We start from the raw sequence: 15,069 nt of genomic DNA on the forward strand, positions 1-15,069 counted from the left end.
ATGAAACGATTAACATTAATAACATGGGTAACTATGGTGTGCATTTTCAGCATGTCGTGTACTTCTCACGTTAATAAAGATAACCCTACACAACAATATAAAAACAAGTTAATTCCTAAACTGAGTGTGCAGTTATGGTCAGTAAAAAATGAGCTTAAAAACGACTTTGAAGGTACGTTAACTAAATTAGCCGCAATGGGGTTTGACGGTGTTGAATTTGCGGGAGATTTTGGACCTTATAAAGATAATGCTAAAGGACTTAAAAGCTTTTTAGATAATTTAGGATTAGAAGTCAGTGCTGCACATGCTAATTTTAACGTCTATGAAGATAATGTTTTTGAACAAACCGTGGCTTATTATAAAGCTTTAGGCATTGATACGTTAATCATTCCCTGGGATGAGAGAGCGTGGAATTCAGATGAAGTGGATAACTTTATCACTGACGTAAACCTATTATATACTAAGCTGACAGCGGAAGGCTTTCGTTTTGGTTTTCATAATCACGACCAAGAATTTAATGCCTATAAAGGCTCAACATTCTGGGATCACATTGCCATATCAACCCCTAAAGATTTTGTGTTACAAATGGATGTTGGTTGGGTGACACTCGCTGAAAAAGACCCTGTAGAATATATCAATCGTTATCCTAATCGTACATTGACCACTCATATCAAAGCAAAATTACCAAAAGACATAGCTGCTAAAATGGCAATTAATGGCAAACGACAGATTGTTGGGGATGATGTCACTGATTGGGATAGCGTATTAAAAGCAGATATAATGGTTGGTGGTACAAAGTGGTTTGTTATAGAGCAAGAAGAATATCCAGATGGTTTAACACCACTACAAGCGGTTAAATTATCAAAGCAAGGCTTGGATAAAGCGATTAGGAACTTGTAATCAGTGAAACGAGGTCAGTATATAATCTGGTCACCTATTTAGGGGGGGTCATATGACCTAATTTAATTTCAGGCGATCTTCGTAACTCCTTCAAGCTTATATCTGGACTTAAAGGCATCATTTTGTTTGTAAGGATCAGAATGTATTTAAATTACAGTATCACATACCATATTTTGCCTTTAAATTATAAAAATAGATATTAAAGCTCTAGTTTGATTTTTATTTTTTTAAAGGAAATGCGCTATTATTTGTTTAAAATATTTATTTGGAGGATATATGAGCCAAGAGATCATAATAAAACTAAGGCACTGAGCAGAAGAAACGACCTCCACTTGAGAAATGTTTGTATTATTATGCCAAATGAAGAGAAAATAGACTTGCGCCAATTTATGATTTTGTATCTACAGCCCGATACTTAGATACATTCTTGGATAGCTATTTAGCACGGCCTTTACTGAAAACAGCAGAAAATAATAATGAGTTAGCGCTGGGTTTTAATACCCCATATGGTCAATATATTGGGTATGACTTCATTGAATTTGCACAATGATTGGGTTTAAACGTTAAGTTAGCTGTAAAATTTATCTCAGAAGCAGTTAAGAATAAAGCTATTGTAATTGAGACTATTAACAGTAGCTTTATGACTGAGGCTTACAAGAGAGAGATCATTCGTTGTTTTAATCAAAGACTGAGTTGTCTTCAAGTTCAATACTTTAACCCTATCTAGCAATATAGGCTTTTTTTATGTATTCATCTTAATTACGATTTTGGTTGCTAATTCAGATGTAAGCTATTGATCTCAAATGACTGGTACTGCAACTATTTTTAAAGCAACAGAGTAGTATTTTACTGGTACGTTGTTGTATATATATTATTTACACCGTTTAGGTGATAATTCTTGAGGGGCTGGTGACTTAGATCGTGGGGATTCAATTCCCCCTAACGCACCACTAAACTTGTACAAATAGACATTTAAAGGCTGATTCGTGATAAATCGGATTTTTTGTTTGGTTGCTAATTATTCCTAATCGTTTTGCGATCTTTCTAAGATTGATCTTTTAATAGTTTTCAGTGTTTTTACCTTTTATATTTTTTTCTAATAAGCCATTTATCAACTCCATTGGCAAAGGAAAAAGAATGGTGGAATTTTTTTCGCCTGCAATTTCGGTTAACGTTTGTAAATAGCGCAACATAATAGCATTTGGTTGTTCTGATAGTTTACTGGCTGCTTCTGTTAACTTTCCTGATGCTTCCAGTTCTCCTAAGGCATGAATCACTTTTGCACGACGTGTTCGTTCTGCTTCCGCTTGTTGGGCAATTGCTCGGATCATGCTTTCATTTAAATCAACGTGTTTAATTTCAACATTTGAAACTTTAATGCCCCAACCATCAGTTCTCTCATCTAGAATGGTTTGAATGTCGGTATTCAACATATCTCTATTAGCGAGCATTTCATCGAGTTCATGTTGCCCTAAAACAGATCTTAGCGTGGTTTGTGCTAGTTGTGAGGTTGCTTGCAAAAAGTCTTCAACATTAATAATAGCTTTTTGTGGATCTATCACTCGAAAATAAATAACGGCATTGACCTTTACCGAAACATTATCACGACTAATTACATCTTGGCTGGGAACATCCATAACTACGGTACGTAAGTCCACCTTCACCATTTGCTGAATTAAAGGAATAACAATAATGAAGCCAGGACCTTTTACTTTATAAAAGCGGCCAAGTAAAAAAATAACGCCGCGTTCATACTCTCTTAAAATTCGAAAGGCGCTTAGCAGTATGGCGATAAATAAAAATATTATCGACGTTGAAAATATCTCAATATTATTAAGTATGGGAGGCATTAGTTTGCTCCTTATCGGTAACTAATGTGGCAGTTGAGGCTAGATTTAGTTTTAACCCCTTGATAGATAGGACTTTAACTTTTTGACCTTTTTTTACTGGCTGTAAAGAATAAGCAGCCCAACGCTCACCATTGAATATAACGTAGCCGTTTTCAGTGAAGTCTTCATCAACAGCTACCCAAGCATTAATGAATTCTTCTTGGCCACTAACGACTTTATTTTTTCTTGCCCGCCAAATAAAACCTAAAGCGAAAACAATAAAAAATGTAGAGGTAAATGCAATTCCATATATTAGTGGCAATGACACTTTGAAATGGTCTAGATCGGTATTAAATAAAAAGATTGAACCTATAACAAAAGCAGCAACACCGCCTATGCCAAAAACACCAAAGCTGGGCACTAAAGACTCTGCGATCAATAATACTATGCCTAAAATAACTAAACCCGCGCCAACATAATTTACTGGTAGTAATTGAAAAGCATATAGAGCGACAAATAATGAAATGCCACCAATCACTCCAGCAACACCTATACCAGGGCTGTAAAACTCTAGCATTAAGCCGTAAATACCTATTAGCATTAGAATATAGGCAATATTAGGATCGGTAATGGTGGCAAGAAATTGGCTACGCCAATCGGGCCTTTTGGTGGTTAGGTTTACATTAGTGAGATCTAATTGAATAACTTGTTGGTTTATTGATACTTCCTTACCGTTTAGTTGCTCCATTAGCGCTTGTGGCGTTTCGGCGATTATATCAATAACCTTGGTTTTTAACGCTTCACTTGCCGTTAAAGTGGCGGCATCGCTTACCGATTTTTCTGCCCACTCGGCATTGCGATTACGTAATTGAGCTAAGGAACGAATATAGGCAATAGCATCATTAAGCACTTTTTTTTCCATAGAAGTAGTCTTATTTTTTTCAGATTTACCTTTGGGCTCTGACACTATGGGCGAAGCAATATTTACCGGAGTTGCTGCGCCAAGCGTAGTCGCCGAAGCCATTGCTGCAATGTGGCAAGCATAAAGGATATAAGTGCCAGCGCTTGCTGCGCGAGCTCCTTGCGGATATACCAAGCAAGCTATTGGCACGGTTGAACCGAGTATACTTTTATTAATGTCACGTAAACTGGCACTTAAACCGCCGGGAGTATCTAAAGTAATTAATATCAGTGGCGTATTAGTATTAGCGTTAGCTAGAGATATTTCCCTAACTAGATAATCACTTATCGCCGGTCCTATAGCACCTTTTATGTTAAGTAAGGGCACTTCGGTATAACTAGCTTGCTTTGCCATTTGTGTGGGGATACTTTGCATTGACTGTGCGTTTAGGGTCAAAAATGCACAACTCAGTAATAAAAGCATATCAGCCAATCTGTACATGACAAGTCCTCATATTTTTATTCCTATCGTTAGGACAATATGATCAGTGTAGTTAGATCATCTGAATCTACTAAATGTCTAATGTTGTAATTATCTTAAATTAAAGGAAAAATCGTTTTTACCTGACATAAGTCAGGGGCAAGGTTAAAGATAAACTTTTAAATGCAGTGAGAACGGTATTAATGAAGGGGCTTATATTAATCATTTAACCATCTTATTTCAGGTGCTTGGTGGGCTTGGTATTTTTTTATTAGGCATGATTGTGATGACTGGAACATTACACGAACTTGCAGGAGGCATTATTTGTAATTCACTAAAAAACTCACTAAAAGCCCATTTTCTGCTGCTTTGACAGGCGTTACTTGTACAGCGATATTGCAGTCATCAAGTGCGTTAACGGTAGCTGCTGTTGGTTTTGTTGGTGCTGGCTTAATGACGTTTTCACCGTCATTAGGTATTATTTTTGGTGCCAATGCAGGAACCACTATTACAGATTGGTTAGTGGTTCTATTAGGCTTTAAATTAAAGCTAGGTACCGTTATTTTACCGGTTGTTTTTATTGGCGCTATTCTTAAATTGTTCGTTAAAGAGCGCATTGCCTCCATCGGCTTTGCATTAGCAGGATTGGGTTTGATTTTTGTTGGCATAAGCATGATGCAAGAGCGAATGAGTGGCTTAGAGCACATTATTATCCCTGATCAATTCCCTGCTGATACATTGATTGGGCGATTGAAACTGATGCTTATGTCGATTTTATTCATTTAGACAAAGCAAATAATCCTCAGTGGCAACAGCTAGTAGCAGCTATTGATATTTTAGATCATTTACAGCGTTTGCATGAGTGCTTTGATGAGGAAGAGTATTGTGCTTTTGCCGTAAAAGATAATGACGATTTAGTGGTATATGTAAAGCAATTTATGACCATTGTTAGACATATTACTGACAATATAGATCAACAACATTGGCATCAAAATGCTCAACTAGCGAGTAAAGCTTACGAAAAATTATTGGCCCAATTAAACCCGCTGAGAAATAACGCAATGAGTAATATTACCACAGGCAATGTCACTGTGTCGTAAGCAAAAAAAGAGGTAGAAGCAATACGCTGGCTTAAGCGAGTCAGTTATCATGTTTGTCGAATAACCCATCACTTAAACCTATTTCATTGCGCTAATAAAGGTTAAGCGGTGAAGGTTTTAGAAGGCATTAATAACTAACTGATTTAGATCATTGAAAAGCATAGGAGGAATTTGTACAAATACTATACCTAAGTTTATATCTAACTTGTTTGAGAAGTATATGGGCTGTTCATTAAACAAAACTGCAAATATAAAGTATGCATAAAAAAATAATTAATAAATATACTAGTGATAATCAAGTAAGTAATTTACCTGATTATCAACAATGCTATCAACACTTTAATTGGCCTAGTATAACGCCGCAACTCAATATTGCGTATCAAGCTGTTGATAGCCATTTAAACACCCCAAATGAAAACAAAATAGCCTTGCGTTGGCTTGGTAAGCAAAATCAATGTGTTGATTTTACCTATCGCGATTTAGCTGAACAAACCAGCCGTTTTGCTAGTGTGTTAAATACACTTGGCCTTGAACCGTGCAGTCGCGTTTTCAGCTTAGCAGGTCGATTACCTTTATTATATATTGCAGCCTTAGGTACCTTAAAAGCCGGTTGTGTTTTCACTCCCTTATTTTCAGATTTTGGTCCTGAACCTATTCGTTCTCGCATGGAAATAGGTGAAGCCAATGTCCTCGTTACCACCATGAGTTTGTATCGAAAAAAAGTCGCTAAATGGTGGCAAGAATTGCCTCACTTAAAGGCTATTTTATTAATTGACGGAGTAGGTGTCCTTGATGATGGTTGCTATGCGGTAACTAAATTAATGGAAAATGCCAACGCGGGTTTACCTTGTGTAAAAACATCGCCAGATGATATGGCTTTATTGCACTTTACCAGCGGTACTACAGGGAAACCTAAAGGGGTTGTTCATGTTCATCATGCCGTCGTGGCACATAAATCTTCTGCTTATTATGCGCTTGATATACATGCAACCGACATTTATTGGTGTACGGCTGATCCGGGTTGGGTCACCGGTACTACTTACGGCATTATTGCGCCTTTATGTCTTGGTGCCACCATGATTGTTGATGAGGCTGAATTTGACGTAGAGCGTTGGTATCAAATACTTGAGCAACAGCAAGTCAATGTTTGGTATAGCGCGCCAACCGCTATTCGACTGTTAATGAAAGCAGGTTGTGAGATACGAGCGCAATATGATTTATCACACCTGCGTTTTATCGCTAGTGTCGGTGAGCCACTTAATCCTGAAGCTGTTGTGTGGAGTGAACGTGTTCTCGGTTTGCCTTTTCATGATAATTGGTGGCAAACAGAAACGGGAGCAATAATGATTGCCAACTATGCCAGCATGCCAATTAAACCCGGCGCTATGGGCTTGCCATTACCTGGTATTGAGGCAGGAATTGTTAAGCGAACTAATAAAGAAAGTGAGCAAGTGACTCTCGAAGTACTCAGTGAAGCAAATCAAATTGGCGAATTAGCATTAAAACAAGGCTGGCCATCAATGTTTCGTGGCTATCTACACCAAAATGAAAAATACCAACATTGTTTCACACAAGGCTGGTATCTCAGCGGTGATTTAGCTTATAGAGATGAACAAGGTTACTACTGGTTTGTAGGCCGCGCAGACGATTTAATTAAATCATCGGGTCACTTAATAGGTCCTTTTGAAGTAGAAAGTGCCTTGATGGAACATGAAGATGTGATTGAGGTAGGCGTTATTGGCATACCGGATGACATCGCTGGAGAGGTTGTTAAGGCTTACGTTACCTTAAAATCAGGCGTAATCCCAAGTGAGCAATTACAAAAGCAGCTTAAAGGCTTTGCCCGTAAAAAACTTGGCGCAGCGGTTGCCCCAAAAGAAATAGTATTTCGACAAAACTTACCCAAAACTCGCAGCGGCAAAATAATGCGTCGTTTACTTAAAGCACGAGAACTGGGCTTGCCACTAGGCGACATATCAACTTTAGAGAGTGATGAGCAATGAAGCATAAATTACACCTTGATCGAACGTATTTACTTGCGCAGCTCAAAAAAATGTTACGCATTCGACACTTTGAAGAAAAATGTGCCGAGCTTTATGCGCAAGAAAAAATCCGTGGTTTTTTGCATTTATACATTGGTGAAGAAGCCATTGCGGTTGGTGTAATGTCAACCCTTTGCGCTAAAGATAATATTGTTGCCACTTATCGAGAGCATGGTCATGCATTGGCGCGTGGCTTATCAATGAAGTCTATTTTAGCCGAAATGTATGGTCGTACTAATGGCTGTAGCCGAGGGCGCGGCGGCTCTATGCACCTATTTGATAAAAGCCAGCATTTTTACGGTGGTAATGCCATTGTTGGTGGTGGTTTACCTTTAGCAGTAGGCCTGGCTATGGCAAATAAAAAACAAGAGCAACAAGCGCTAACCGTGTGTTTTTTTGGTGAAGGTGCTGTTGCTGAAGGGGAGTTTCATGAGGCAATGAACCTAGCCGTGTTATGGCAATTACCTGTGCTATTCATTTGTGAAAATAATCGCTATGCCATGGGAACAGCGTTGGCACTGTCTGAATCTGAAACCAATATTGCTAAAAAAGCCAGTAGCTATGGAATGACCGCAGTGCAGGTTGATGGCATGAATGTTGTTGATGTTGAAGCGGCAAGTAGCAAAGCGGTTGATCAAATCAGAGAAACTAATAAGCCGTATTTTTTAGAGTGTCAAAGTTATCGATTTCGTGGACATTCAAGCTTTGATGGACAGTTATACCGAGATAAGGCTGAAGTGAAGTTATGGCAAGAACAAGGTCCGGTGATCCGTTTAATTACTTGGTTAAAAGATAATAACCGTCTAGAAGATAAAGAAATTAGCAGCATTGAAGCTGAAATAAAGGATGAAATACAAGCAGCGATTACGTTTGCAGAACAAGGCGAATGGGAGCCGATATCGGATCTAACTAAAGATGTTTATAGCCCAGCTGTATCATCGACTAATACAAGCCAAGGAGAGCAATCATGAGCGAGCAAGTGTTGACTTATCGCGAAGCTTTGCGAGCGGGTATTGAGCAGGCGCTTATTGATGATGACCGCGTATTTTTGATGGGTGAAGATGTCGGTTGTTATGGCGGCTGTTATGGTGTTAGTAAAGGATTACTTGAACGATATGGTGAGCATAAAATTATTGATACACCTTTATGTGAATCGGGTTTTGTTGGTGTAGGCGTAGGCGCTGCATTGGGTGGCATGCGCCCAATTATTGAAGTGATGACGGTTAATTTTAGCTTATTGGCGATGGATCAAATTGTTAATAGTGCAGCAACACTGCGCCATATGTCAGGAGGACAGGTAAATGTGCCATTGGTTATTCGCATGGCATGTGGCGCAGGTCTACAACTTGCCGCACAACACTCCCATAGTTGGGAAAATTTTTATGCGCATATTCCTGGTTTAAAAGTGTTAAGTCCGGCAACGCATACTGATGCAAAGCATATGTTAATTCAAGCATTAGCGGATCCCGATCCTGTGGTGATTTTTGAGCATGTCATGTTGTTAAATACGCGTGGAGACGTTTTAGAAAACAGTGAAGTAAGCATGGAAAAAGCGTTAGTTCGACAGCAAGGAACCGATGTTAGTTTGATCACCTATGGAGGCAGTTTACATAAAGCATTATCTGCAGCTAAACAACTTAAAAAATTAAATATTAGCGCTGAAGTGTTAGACCTACGCTGTTTACGGCCTCTTGATACAAAGGCTATTGTTGCCAGTGTCACCAAAACACATCGTGCGATTATCATTGATGAAGCTTGGCTTACGGGCAGTTTGGCAGGAGAGATTAGTGCAATTATTATGGAACAAGCTTTTTGGCATTTAGATGCACCAGTTAAACGGCTTTGTACGGTAGAAGTTCCTATTCCTTATCCTAGCCACCTTGAGCAAGCAGCATTACCTCAAGTTGAACAAATCGTGACAGCGGCTCAAAATATTATGGTAGCGCGATAATGACATCGACACCAAGTGATAAAGTTAAAAGCAGCGTGGCAGAGCTTGAAGATATAACAATGCCTTCACTGGGCGCTGATATGACCGAAGGTACGTTAACTCAGTGGTTAGTCAAAGAAGGCGATAAAGTTAATAGTGGTGACATTATTGCCGTACTAGAAACACAAAAGGGAGCTATCGACATGGAGGTGTATTCTAGCGGTACTATCACAGAAATATTAGTTGAACCTGTTATAGAAGTACCTGTTGGTACTATATTGGCACGCATTGCGTTAGCAGAACCATCGAATAAAATAGTTAAGTCAGTAGTACCTGCAGTGGACAAAGTAAATGAAACATCTGTTCCGGTTGTTGAAACGTCTCCCGTTAATAAGCAAGTTAACGTACTTGATGTCAAAATCAGTGATGTTAAAGCATCGCCTATTGCTCGACGTTTGGCAAAAGAGCAACAGATAAATTTAACTGGCATTATAGGAAACGGTCCGCAAGGGGCTATTTTGTTAAATGACCTAACGCCTTTATTAACAGATAAAAAACAGCTAAACAGTAAGAAACTTAAGTTTGCGGGTACTACAGAACAAAATATGCGCAATGCTATCGCAGTAGCAATGACTAAATCAAAACAGGAAATCCCACACTTTTATTTAAGCGTAGAAGTCGATATCACGAGTGCGCAACAATGGTTACAACAACAAAATCAAACAAGCCCACCAGAAGACCATGTGATCTTACTGGCATTATTATTAAAAGCGTTGGCGAACTCCTTGGTTAAATATCCCAAGCTCAACGGTTTCTACCAAAAGGACATATCTCAAAGTGATTTACCTCAAGGCGATCACTTTGAACAAGTCAGTGCCATTCATATAGGTAATGTCATTAGTTTACGCCAAGGTGGTTTAGTGGTGCCAGCGATACATGATGTTGATAAATTATCAATAACTGAGCTTATGCAAGGTCTGCGAGATATTACCGAACGTAGTCGAAGCGGACACTTACGCAGCTCAGAATTAATGGATGCCACCGTTACAGTGACGAATATGGGGGAGCGTGGAGCAGACAGTGTTTTTGGTATCATTTATCCACCACAAGTGGCTATTTTAGGCTTTGGTAAAGTGAGAGACATAGTCAAAGTTGTTAATGATGATATGGTGATAGCACAAGTATTAACGTTAAGTTTGAGCGCTGATCATCGAGTAATTGATGGCATGTTAGCCGCTAAGTTTCTTAACTATTTGGCTAAAAAATTACAAAAACCGGAATGCTTATGAGCAGCACATATACTCAACAAAATATTCAACAAATTATTATTGAAGCTATTCAAGAGGCAGCGCCTGAAATTGAACAAGAGGATATTAATATGGATGAAGATATTCGTGAAGAATGTGATTTAGATTCCATGGATTTTATCAATTATTTAATCGCTTTAAAAAAATCTACGGGTGTCAGTATTGCTGAGGGTGATTACTCCCAAGTGAATACCTTTAACAAAATGCTTAACTATTTATCTGCACAGCTTTCCAAAAATCCTCAAGCCTAACCGTTAAGATAAAAGCATAAATCAAAAAATAAGGAAGAGCATCATGATCAATAACGCTAATATTTCTACTCATATTAATAGTCCTTACCTCTATTGGTTTGATGAGTTAACCATTGCCGATGTCGCTAAAGTAGGCGGTAAAAATGCGAGCCTAGGGGAAATGATCACGGCTATGTCGAAAAGTGGCATTGCGGTGCCTACAGGTTTTGCCACTAGCGCCCAATTATTTCGTGACTTTTTAAGTCAAAACAACCTTGATGAACTTATTAAGCAACACTTACAATCATATATTGCCGGTGCTAAAAGTTTAGCATTAACGGGGAAAGCTATTAGGGCATTGATCAGCCAAGGAGATTTCACAGCAACGCAACAAGAAGAAATTTGTAGCGCCTATAAAGAGCTTTCAAAGCGGATTTCTAAAGAAAATTCTCAAGAAAAAGAACAAGACAATATCAGTGTCGCGGTTAGAAGCTCAGCCACCGCTGAAGATTTGCCTGAAGCGAGTTTTGCCGGTCAGCAAGAAAGCTATTTAAATGTTACTGGTGAAGACAATTTGCTTGAAGCTTGTCGTCAATGCTTTGCTTCACTTTATACTGATAGAGCAATCGTTTACCGCCAAGAGCAAGGCTTTGACCATCAACAATTGGCGCTTTGTGTTGGTGTTCAACAAATGCTTAACGCTCATTGTGCCGGAGTGATGTTTAGTCTTGACACTGAAACAGGTTTTCCTGATGTTGTCGTGATAAATGGCGCCTGGGGGTTGGGTGAAACCATTGTTAAGGGCACAGTAACACCCGATAGTTTTATGGTTTATAAGCCTTTACTTAACCAAGAACACTTGCGACCTATTATTGAAAAAAACTGTGGTAACAAACGTCAAAAAATGCTGTTTTCCTCATCACTAGAACAGCCAACTATTACCCTTGATACGAGTGAGGATGAGAGAGCGACACTCGTTCTTAAGGACCATGAAATTCTAATTCTTGCTCGCTGGGCAGTCAAAATAGAGCAACACTATGGCTGTGCTATGGATATGGAATGGGCGAAAGACTCTGTTAGCCAGCAACTTTATATCGTTCAGGCGAGGCCTGAAACAGTAGAGTCGCAAAAGGTGGGCTCAGTCTTAGTAAATTATCAGCTAAAAGAAGAGTCAACAGTGCTTGTTCAAGGGGCAAGTGTCGGCAGCGCTATTGCTACAGGGAACGTATTTAAAATAGATAGCCCTAAAGATATCGATAAATTTCCAGATGGGGCGGTTCTAGTGACGCAAAAAACGGATCCTGATTGGGTGCCAATTATGCGTAGAGCGGCAGGAATTATAACGGATAGTGGCGGTCCAACCAGTCATGCGGCCATTGTAAGTCGCGAGTTAAAAGTAGCCGCTATTGTCGGTTGTGAAAATGCCACACAGTTATTGCAAAATGAGCAAGAGGTGACGTTAAGTTGTGCACAGGGTTCAATAGGAAAAGTGTATCAAGGCAAATTAGCTTTTGAAGAACATGCGGTTAATTTAGCTGATATACCAACAACTAAAACAGATATTATGATCAATGCGGCCATGCCTGATGGTATTTTTCAGTGGTGGTCATTACCCGTTGCGGGCATTGGTTTAACGCGTATTGAATTCATTATTTCTAGCCAAATTTGTTTACATCCCATGGCGTTGATACAGCCTGAAAAAATAAGCGATAACAAGGTGCGCGCTAAAATAGACCAATTAACCCAAGGGTATCAAAATCCTCCTGATTATTTTATTGATAAACTTGCTTTAGGTGTTGGTAAAATCGCAGCGTCGCAATATCCTAAACCTGTGATTGTGCGTATGTCAGATTTTAAATCAAATGAATACCGAGGTTTATTAGCGGGTGAATTTTTTGAAATTGAAGAAGAAAACCCTATGTTAGGGCTACGTGGTGCCTCTCGTTATTATCATCCGCTTTATCGAGATGCTTTCAAACTAGAGTGCAAAGCCATTATCAAAGCTCGTCAAGAGATGGGCTTTGATAATATTATTGTTATGATCCCCTTTTGTCGAACGCCCAGTGAAGCTGACCAAGTATTAGCGGTAATGGCAGAGGCAGGACTCACTCGTGGTCTTAATGGTTTGCAGGTTTACGTTATGTGTGAAATCCCATCAAATATTATTTTAGCTGAGCAGTTTGCCCAACGTTTTGATGGATTTTCTATTGGCAGTAATGATTTGACGCAATTAGTGTTGGGTATAGACAGAGACTCCATCGAATTAAAACCCTTATTTGATGCGAGAAATGAGGCGGTAAAAATCATGATTGCGCAAATGATCCAAGTGGCTCATCAGCACCATTGTAAAGTAGGGATCTGTGGGCAAGCGCCATCTGATCATCCTGAATTTGCCGAATTTTTGGTGGAAGCTGGTATCGATTCAATTTCCTTAAACCCAGACTCTGTTGTTAAAGCAAGTATTCATATCGCTAAGGCTGAACAAAAGCAATTATCCCTAAACGAGGGATTGTAATTCTTGCCAACTAAACGTAGGACCCTTTTTGCAAACATAGTGTTCATGTAAATAGCAATGACCACATAGCCCAACGGCGCAATGCATACGTCTTTCAATGGCGAGAAAAATAGCATCGTTGGTCATTCCCTTATTAACTAACTGTTTTGCAGCGCGGTACATCATTATTTCGGGGCCGCAAAGGAGTGCTGTTGCTGGTGGCTTGGTAAAGGCAGACATTGCTGTATCTATTATATCCAGTGGTGTCCCTTGGCTTTCATTTTCGGCTAAGGTGTATTGATCTTTTATTTCATTTAAGGTGTTATAAATTTTAATATGCGCTTGCCAACGTTCACGTTCAGGAGACAATAATTGCGCTCGCTTGCTTTGTGCCCCATAAACTAAGACGACTCGTTGATCATCTGCTAGATTATCAATCAAACCATTAATTAAATTGACTAAAGGTGCTAAGCCGCAACCACCAGCAATAATAATAATATTTTTGCCAATAATTTCCTCTAACGGCCACCCATGTCCAAAAGGACCACGAGCACCAAGAATTTCACCTTTGGGCAGGGTAAATAAAGTATGGGTAAGTTTACCCATTTGACGAATTAAAGCACGAAACTCTCCTTGTTCATTAGGAGGCTCAGTAAAAGTAAAAGCGGCTTCACCAATACTGGGGACATTGAGCATAAAAAACTGTCCAGGTTGGGCACTTTGCCAGTCGTACGTTGTTGCCTGGCTAGTTATGTTGCGCAAGCGAAATTGATAATGACGAGCCTTTTCACCATCATCAATATAATCCACTAATTCAATTGCATCTGGAGTATGATTAAGCATCGCTATTAATCCTTTTCATTACGCTATGTATGCCAATAACACCAGGGCAAGTTTGCTCGCAGCGGCCACATCCTACACAGCCATGGCGGTTAAATTCAGTGAAAAACTCATTGCCAAATTTATGGTGCCAAAATCGTTGAACTCTTTTACCAGCATCGCTTGAAGGGTTGTGAAAACTGGCTTCTCGTTGAAAACCTTCATAAAGGCAAGAGTCCCAAAAGCGTTGCTGTTTTATCACTTTTTTCTGCTCCGATTCAACAGTAATACTGCGAGTGCTATAACAAGAACAAGTAGGACATAAGGTGGTACACCCCGAACAGCCAAGGCATTGCACCGCCAGTTGCTGCCAAAATGAATCCTTAATTTCGCCGCTATTAAGCTTGTCTATCGCTTGAGTAATATAAGTGTTGTCGGGAAAGTCTTGTTCACATTGATGTAAGACAAGATCGCGTTGAGTTAATAAATGCCAGTGTGCGACGCTAAGTGCTAAGCCTTTAACTGCTTCACTACCTTTATCACTCGTCGTGATCACTAACCATTGTTGGTTTTCTAAAGGATGTAAAATCATGTCAGCACTGTGCTCTCTAACCCCTGGGCCCGCATCTACCGTTGGACAAAATCCTTGCTGACATGGCCTTACGCAATCAAGTCCTACGAGTAAACAGTGTTGACGCCTTGCTTGATAATAAGGGTCGTCTTTAAAGAATTTATCTTGGTAACTGATGGCAGTAAGGTCACAGCTTAGTGCACCAAACAATACAAAAGGGGCAGGTTTTGGTAGCGTTTCTTGAAAATATTCACCATTAAAAATCAGTAAGTTTTCATGTTCAGCAAAGAAAAAATCTTTAGCTGAGCTTTGGGGCAGCTTGGCAATAAGGGGGGCATTACCTTCTTTAGTTTGCTGTTGCCAAGAACACTGCCCATTGTCATCTTCGATGACTTGATAAAGTTGATGTTGAATGAGTAAATGTTGCTGAAGCAAGTCCAAATTATCTAGCAGATAAATTTCCATA

12 protein-coding genes and 1 pseudogene are annotated in these 15,069 nt (G+C 39.4%); 9 read left to right on the forward strand and 4 right to left on the reverse strand.

The features are described from left to right. Positions 1–900 carry a sugar phosphate isomerase/epimerase gene (locus H4J52_RS13790; protein ID WP_259366735.1) on the forward strand — a complete coding sequence of 300 codons (900 nt, stop codon included), beginning with the start codon at positions 1–3 and terminating at the stop codon, positions 898–900. A gap of 1,058 nt (positions 901–1,958) precedes the next feature. Here H4J52_RS13790 and H4J52_RS13795 read toward each other — a convergent pair. Both H4J52_RS13795 and H4J52_RS13800 read right to left on the reverse strand, forming a co-directional pair. After that, entirely contained in the window at positions 1,959–2,750 is a 792-nt protein-coding gene (locus tag H4J52_RS13795; protein WP_182181311.1) for a slipin family protein, read from the reverse strand. Beyond that, positions 2,734–4,131 (reverse strand): nodulation protein NfeD, encoded by a 1,398-nt coding sequence (locus H4J52_RS13800; RefSeq protein WP_182181310.1) that lies wholly within the window; start codon positions 4,129–4,131, stop codon positions 2,734–2,736. The genes H4J52_RS13795 and H4J52_RS13800 overlap by 17 nt, the downstream gene beginning before the upstream one ends. Before the next feature lie 327 nt (positions 4,132–4,458). Here H4J52_RS13800 and H4J52_RS13805 point away from each other — a divergent pair. The 8 genes and pseudogenes from H4J52_RS13805 to ppsA all read left to right on the forward strand — a co-directional run. Then, positions 4,459–4,896 (forward strand): annotated as a pseudogene (locus H4J52_RS13805) (Na/Pi symporter); the annotation flags it as partial. A 152-nt stretch (positions 4,897–5,048) separates the two neighbouring features. Further along, positions 5,049–5,210: a hypothetical protein gene (locus H4J52_RS13810; RefSeq protein ID WP_182181308.1), complete on the forward strand. Its 162-nt coding sequence runs from the start codon at positions 5,049–5,051 to the stop codon at positions 5,208–5,210. Between the two features lie 257 nt (positions 5,211–5,467). Continuing rightward, entirely contained in the window at positions 5,468–7,213 is a 1,746-nt protein-coding gene (acsA, locus tag H4J52_RS13815; protein ID WP_182181307.1) for an acetate--CoA ligase, read from the forward strand. Continuing rightward, on the forward strand, positions 7,210–8,223 hold the full coding sequence (gene pdhA, locus H4J52_RS13820) for a pyruvate dehydrogenase (acetyl-transferring) E1 component subunit alpha (RefSeq protein ID WP_182224945.1): 1,014 nt from the start codon (positions 7,210–7,212) through the stop codon (positions 8,221–8,223). The genes acsA and pdhA overlap by 4 nt, the downstream gene beginning before the upstream one ends. Then, positions 8,220–9,203, forward strand: coding sequence for an alpha-ketoacid dehydrogenase subunit beta (locus H4J52_RS13825; RefSeq protein WP_182181305.1), 984 nt, complete (start codon positions 8,220–8,222; stop codon positions 9,201–9,203). The genes pdhA and H4J52_RS13825 overlap by 4 nt, the downstream gene beginning before the upstream one ends. Continuing rightward, positions 9,203–10,471, forward strand: a complete 1,269-nt coding sequence (locus tag H4J52_RS13830; RefSeq protein ID WP_259366736.1) for a dihydrolipoamide acetyltransferase family protein — start codon at positions 9,203–9,205, stop codon at positions 10,469–10,471. The genes H4J52_RS13825 and H4J52_RS13830 overlap by 1 nt, the downstream gene beginning before the upstream one ends. Further along, entirely contained in the window at positions 10,468–10,740 is a 273-nt protein-coding gene (locus tag H4J52_RS13835; RefSeq protein WP_182181304.1) for an acyl carrier protein, read from the forward strand. Before H4J52_RS13830 ends, H4J52_RS13835 begins: the two co-directional genes overlap by 4 nt. Before the next feature lie 43 nt (positions 10,741–10,783). Continuing rightward, positions 10,784–13,234 carry a phosphoenolpyruvate synthase gene (gene ppsA / locus H4J52_RS13840; protein WP_182181303.1) on the forward strand — a complete coding sequence of 817 codons (2,451 nt, stop codon included), beginning with the start codon at positions 10,784–10,786 and terminating at the stop codon, positions 13,232–13,234. On the opposite strand, the gene H4J52_RS13845 is transcribed toward ppsA, so the two are convergent. Both H4J52_RS13845 and H4J52_RS13850 read right to left on the reverse strand, forming a co-directional pair. Beyond that, complete coding sequence (locus H4J52_RS13845) at positions 13,217–14,056, reverse strand: FAD-binding oxidoreductase (RefSeq protein WP_182223770.1); 840 nt, start codon at positions 14,054–14,056, stop codon at positions 13,217–13,219. The two genes, ppsA and H4J52_RS13845, sit on opposite strands and share 18 nt — an antisense overlap. Further along, positions 14,049–15,068, reverse strand: a complete 1,020-nt coding sequence (locus tag H4J52_RS13850; RefSeq protein ID WP_182224947.1) for a 4Fe-4S dicluster domain-containing protein — start codon at positions 15,066–15,068, stop codon at positions 14,049–14,051. The genes H4J52_RS13845 and H4J52_RS13850 overlap by 8 nt, the downstream gene beginning before the upstream one ends. Between the last annotated feature and the right edge of the window lies 1 nt (position 15,069).

The sequence above is a fragment of the Colwellia sp. MB02u-14 genome (assembly GCF_014076915.1).
Lineage (GTDB): Bacteria > Pseudomonadota > Gammaproteobacteria > Enterobacterales > Alteromonadaceae > Colwellia_A.

Coding starts and splice junctions, on each gene's coding strand:
- H4J52_RS13790 (WP_259366735.1), top strand. CDS start 1: ATGAAACGATTAACATTAATAACATGGGTAACTATGGTGTGCATTTTC.
- H4J52_RS13795 (WP_182181311.1), bottom strand. CDS start 2,750: ATGCCTCCCATACTTAATAATATTGAGATATTTTCAACGTCGATAATA.
- H4J52_RS13800 (WP_182181310.1), bottom strand. CDS start 4,131: ATGTACAGATTGGCTGATATGCTTTTATTACTGAGTTGTGCATTTTTG.
- H4J52_RS13810 (WP_182181308.1), top strand. CDS start 5,049: ATGACCATTGTTAGACATATTACTGACAATATAGATCAACAACATTGG.
- acsA (WP_182181307.1), top strand. CDS start 5,468: ATGCATAAAAAAATAATTAATAAATATACTAGTGATAATCAAGTAAGT.
- pdhA (WP_182224945.1), top strand. CDS start 7,210: ATGAAGCATAAATTACACCTTGATCGAACGTATTTACTTGCGCAGCTC.
- H4J52_RS13825 (WP_182181305.1), top strand. CDS start 8,220: ATGAGCGAGCAAGTGTTGACTTATCGCGAAGCTTTGCGAGCGGGTATT.
- H4J52_RS13830 (WP_259366736.1), top strand. CDS start 9,203: ATGACATCGACACCAAGTGATAAAGTTAAAAGCAGCGTGGCAGAGCTT.
- H4J52_RS13835 (WP_182181304.1), top strand. CDS start 10,468: ATGAGCAGCACATATACTCAACAAAATATTCAACAAATTATTATTGAA.
- ppsA (WP_182181303.1), top strand. CDS start 10,784: ATGATCAATAACGCTAATATTTCTACTCATATTAATAGTCCTTACCTC.
- H4J52_RS13845 (WP_182223770.1), bottom strand. CDS start 14,056: ATGCTTAATCATACTCCAGATGCAATTGAATTAGTGGATTATATTGAT.
- H4J52_RS13850 (WP_182224947.1), bottom strand. CDS start 15,068: ATGGAAATTTATCTGCTAGATAATTTGGACTTGCTTCAGCAACATTTA.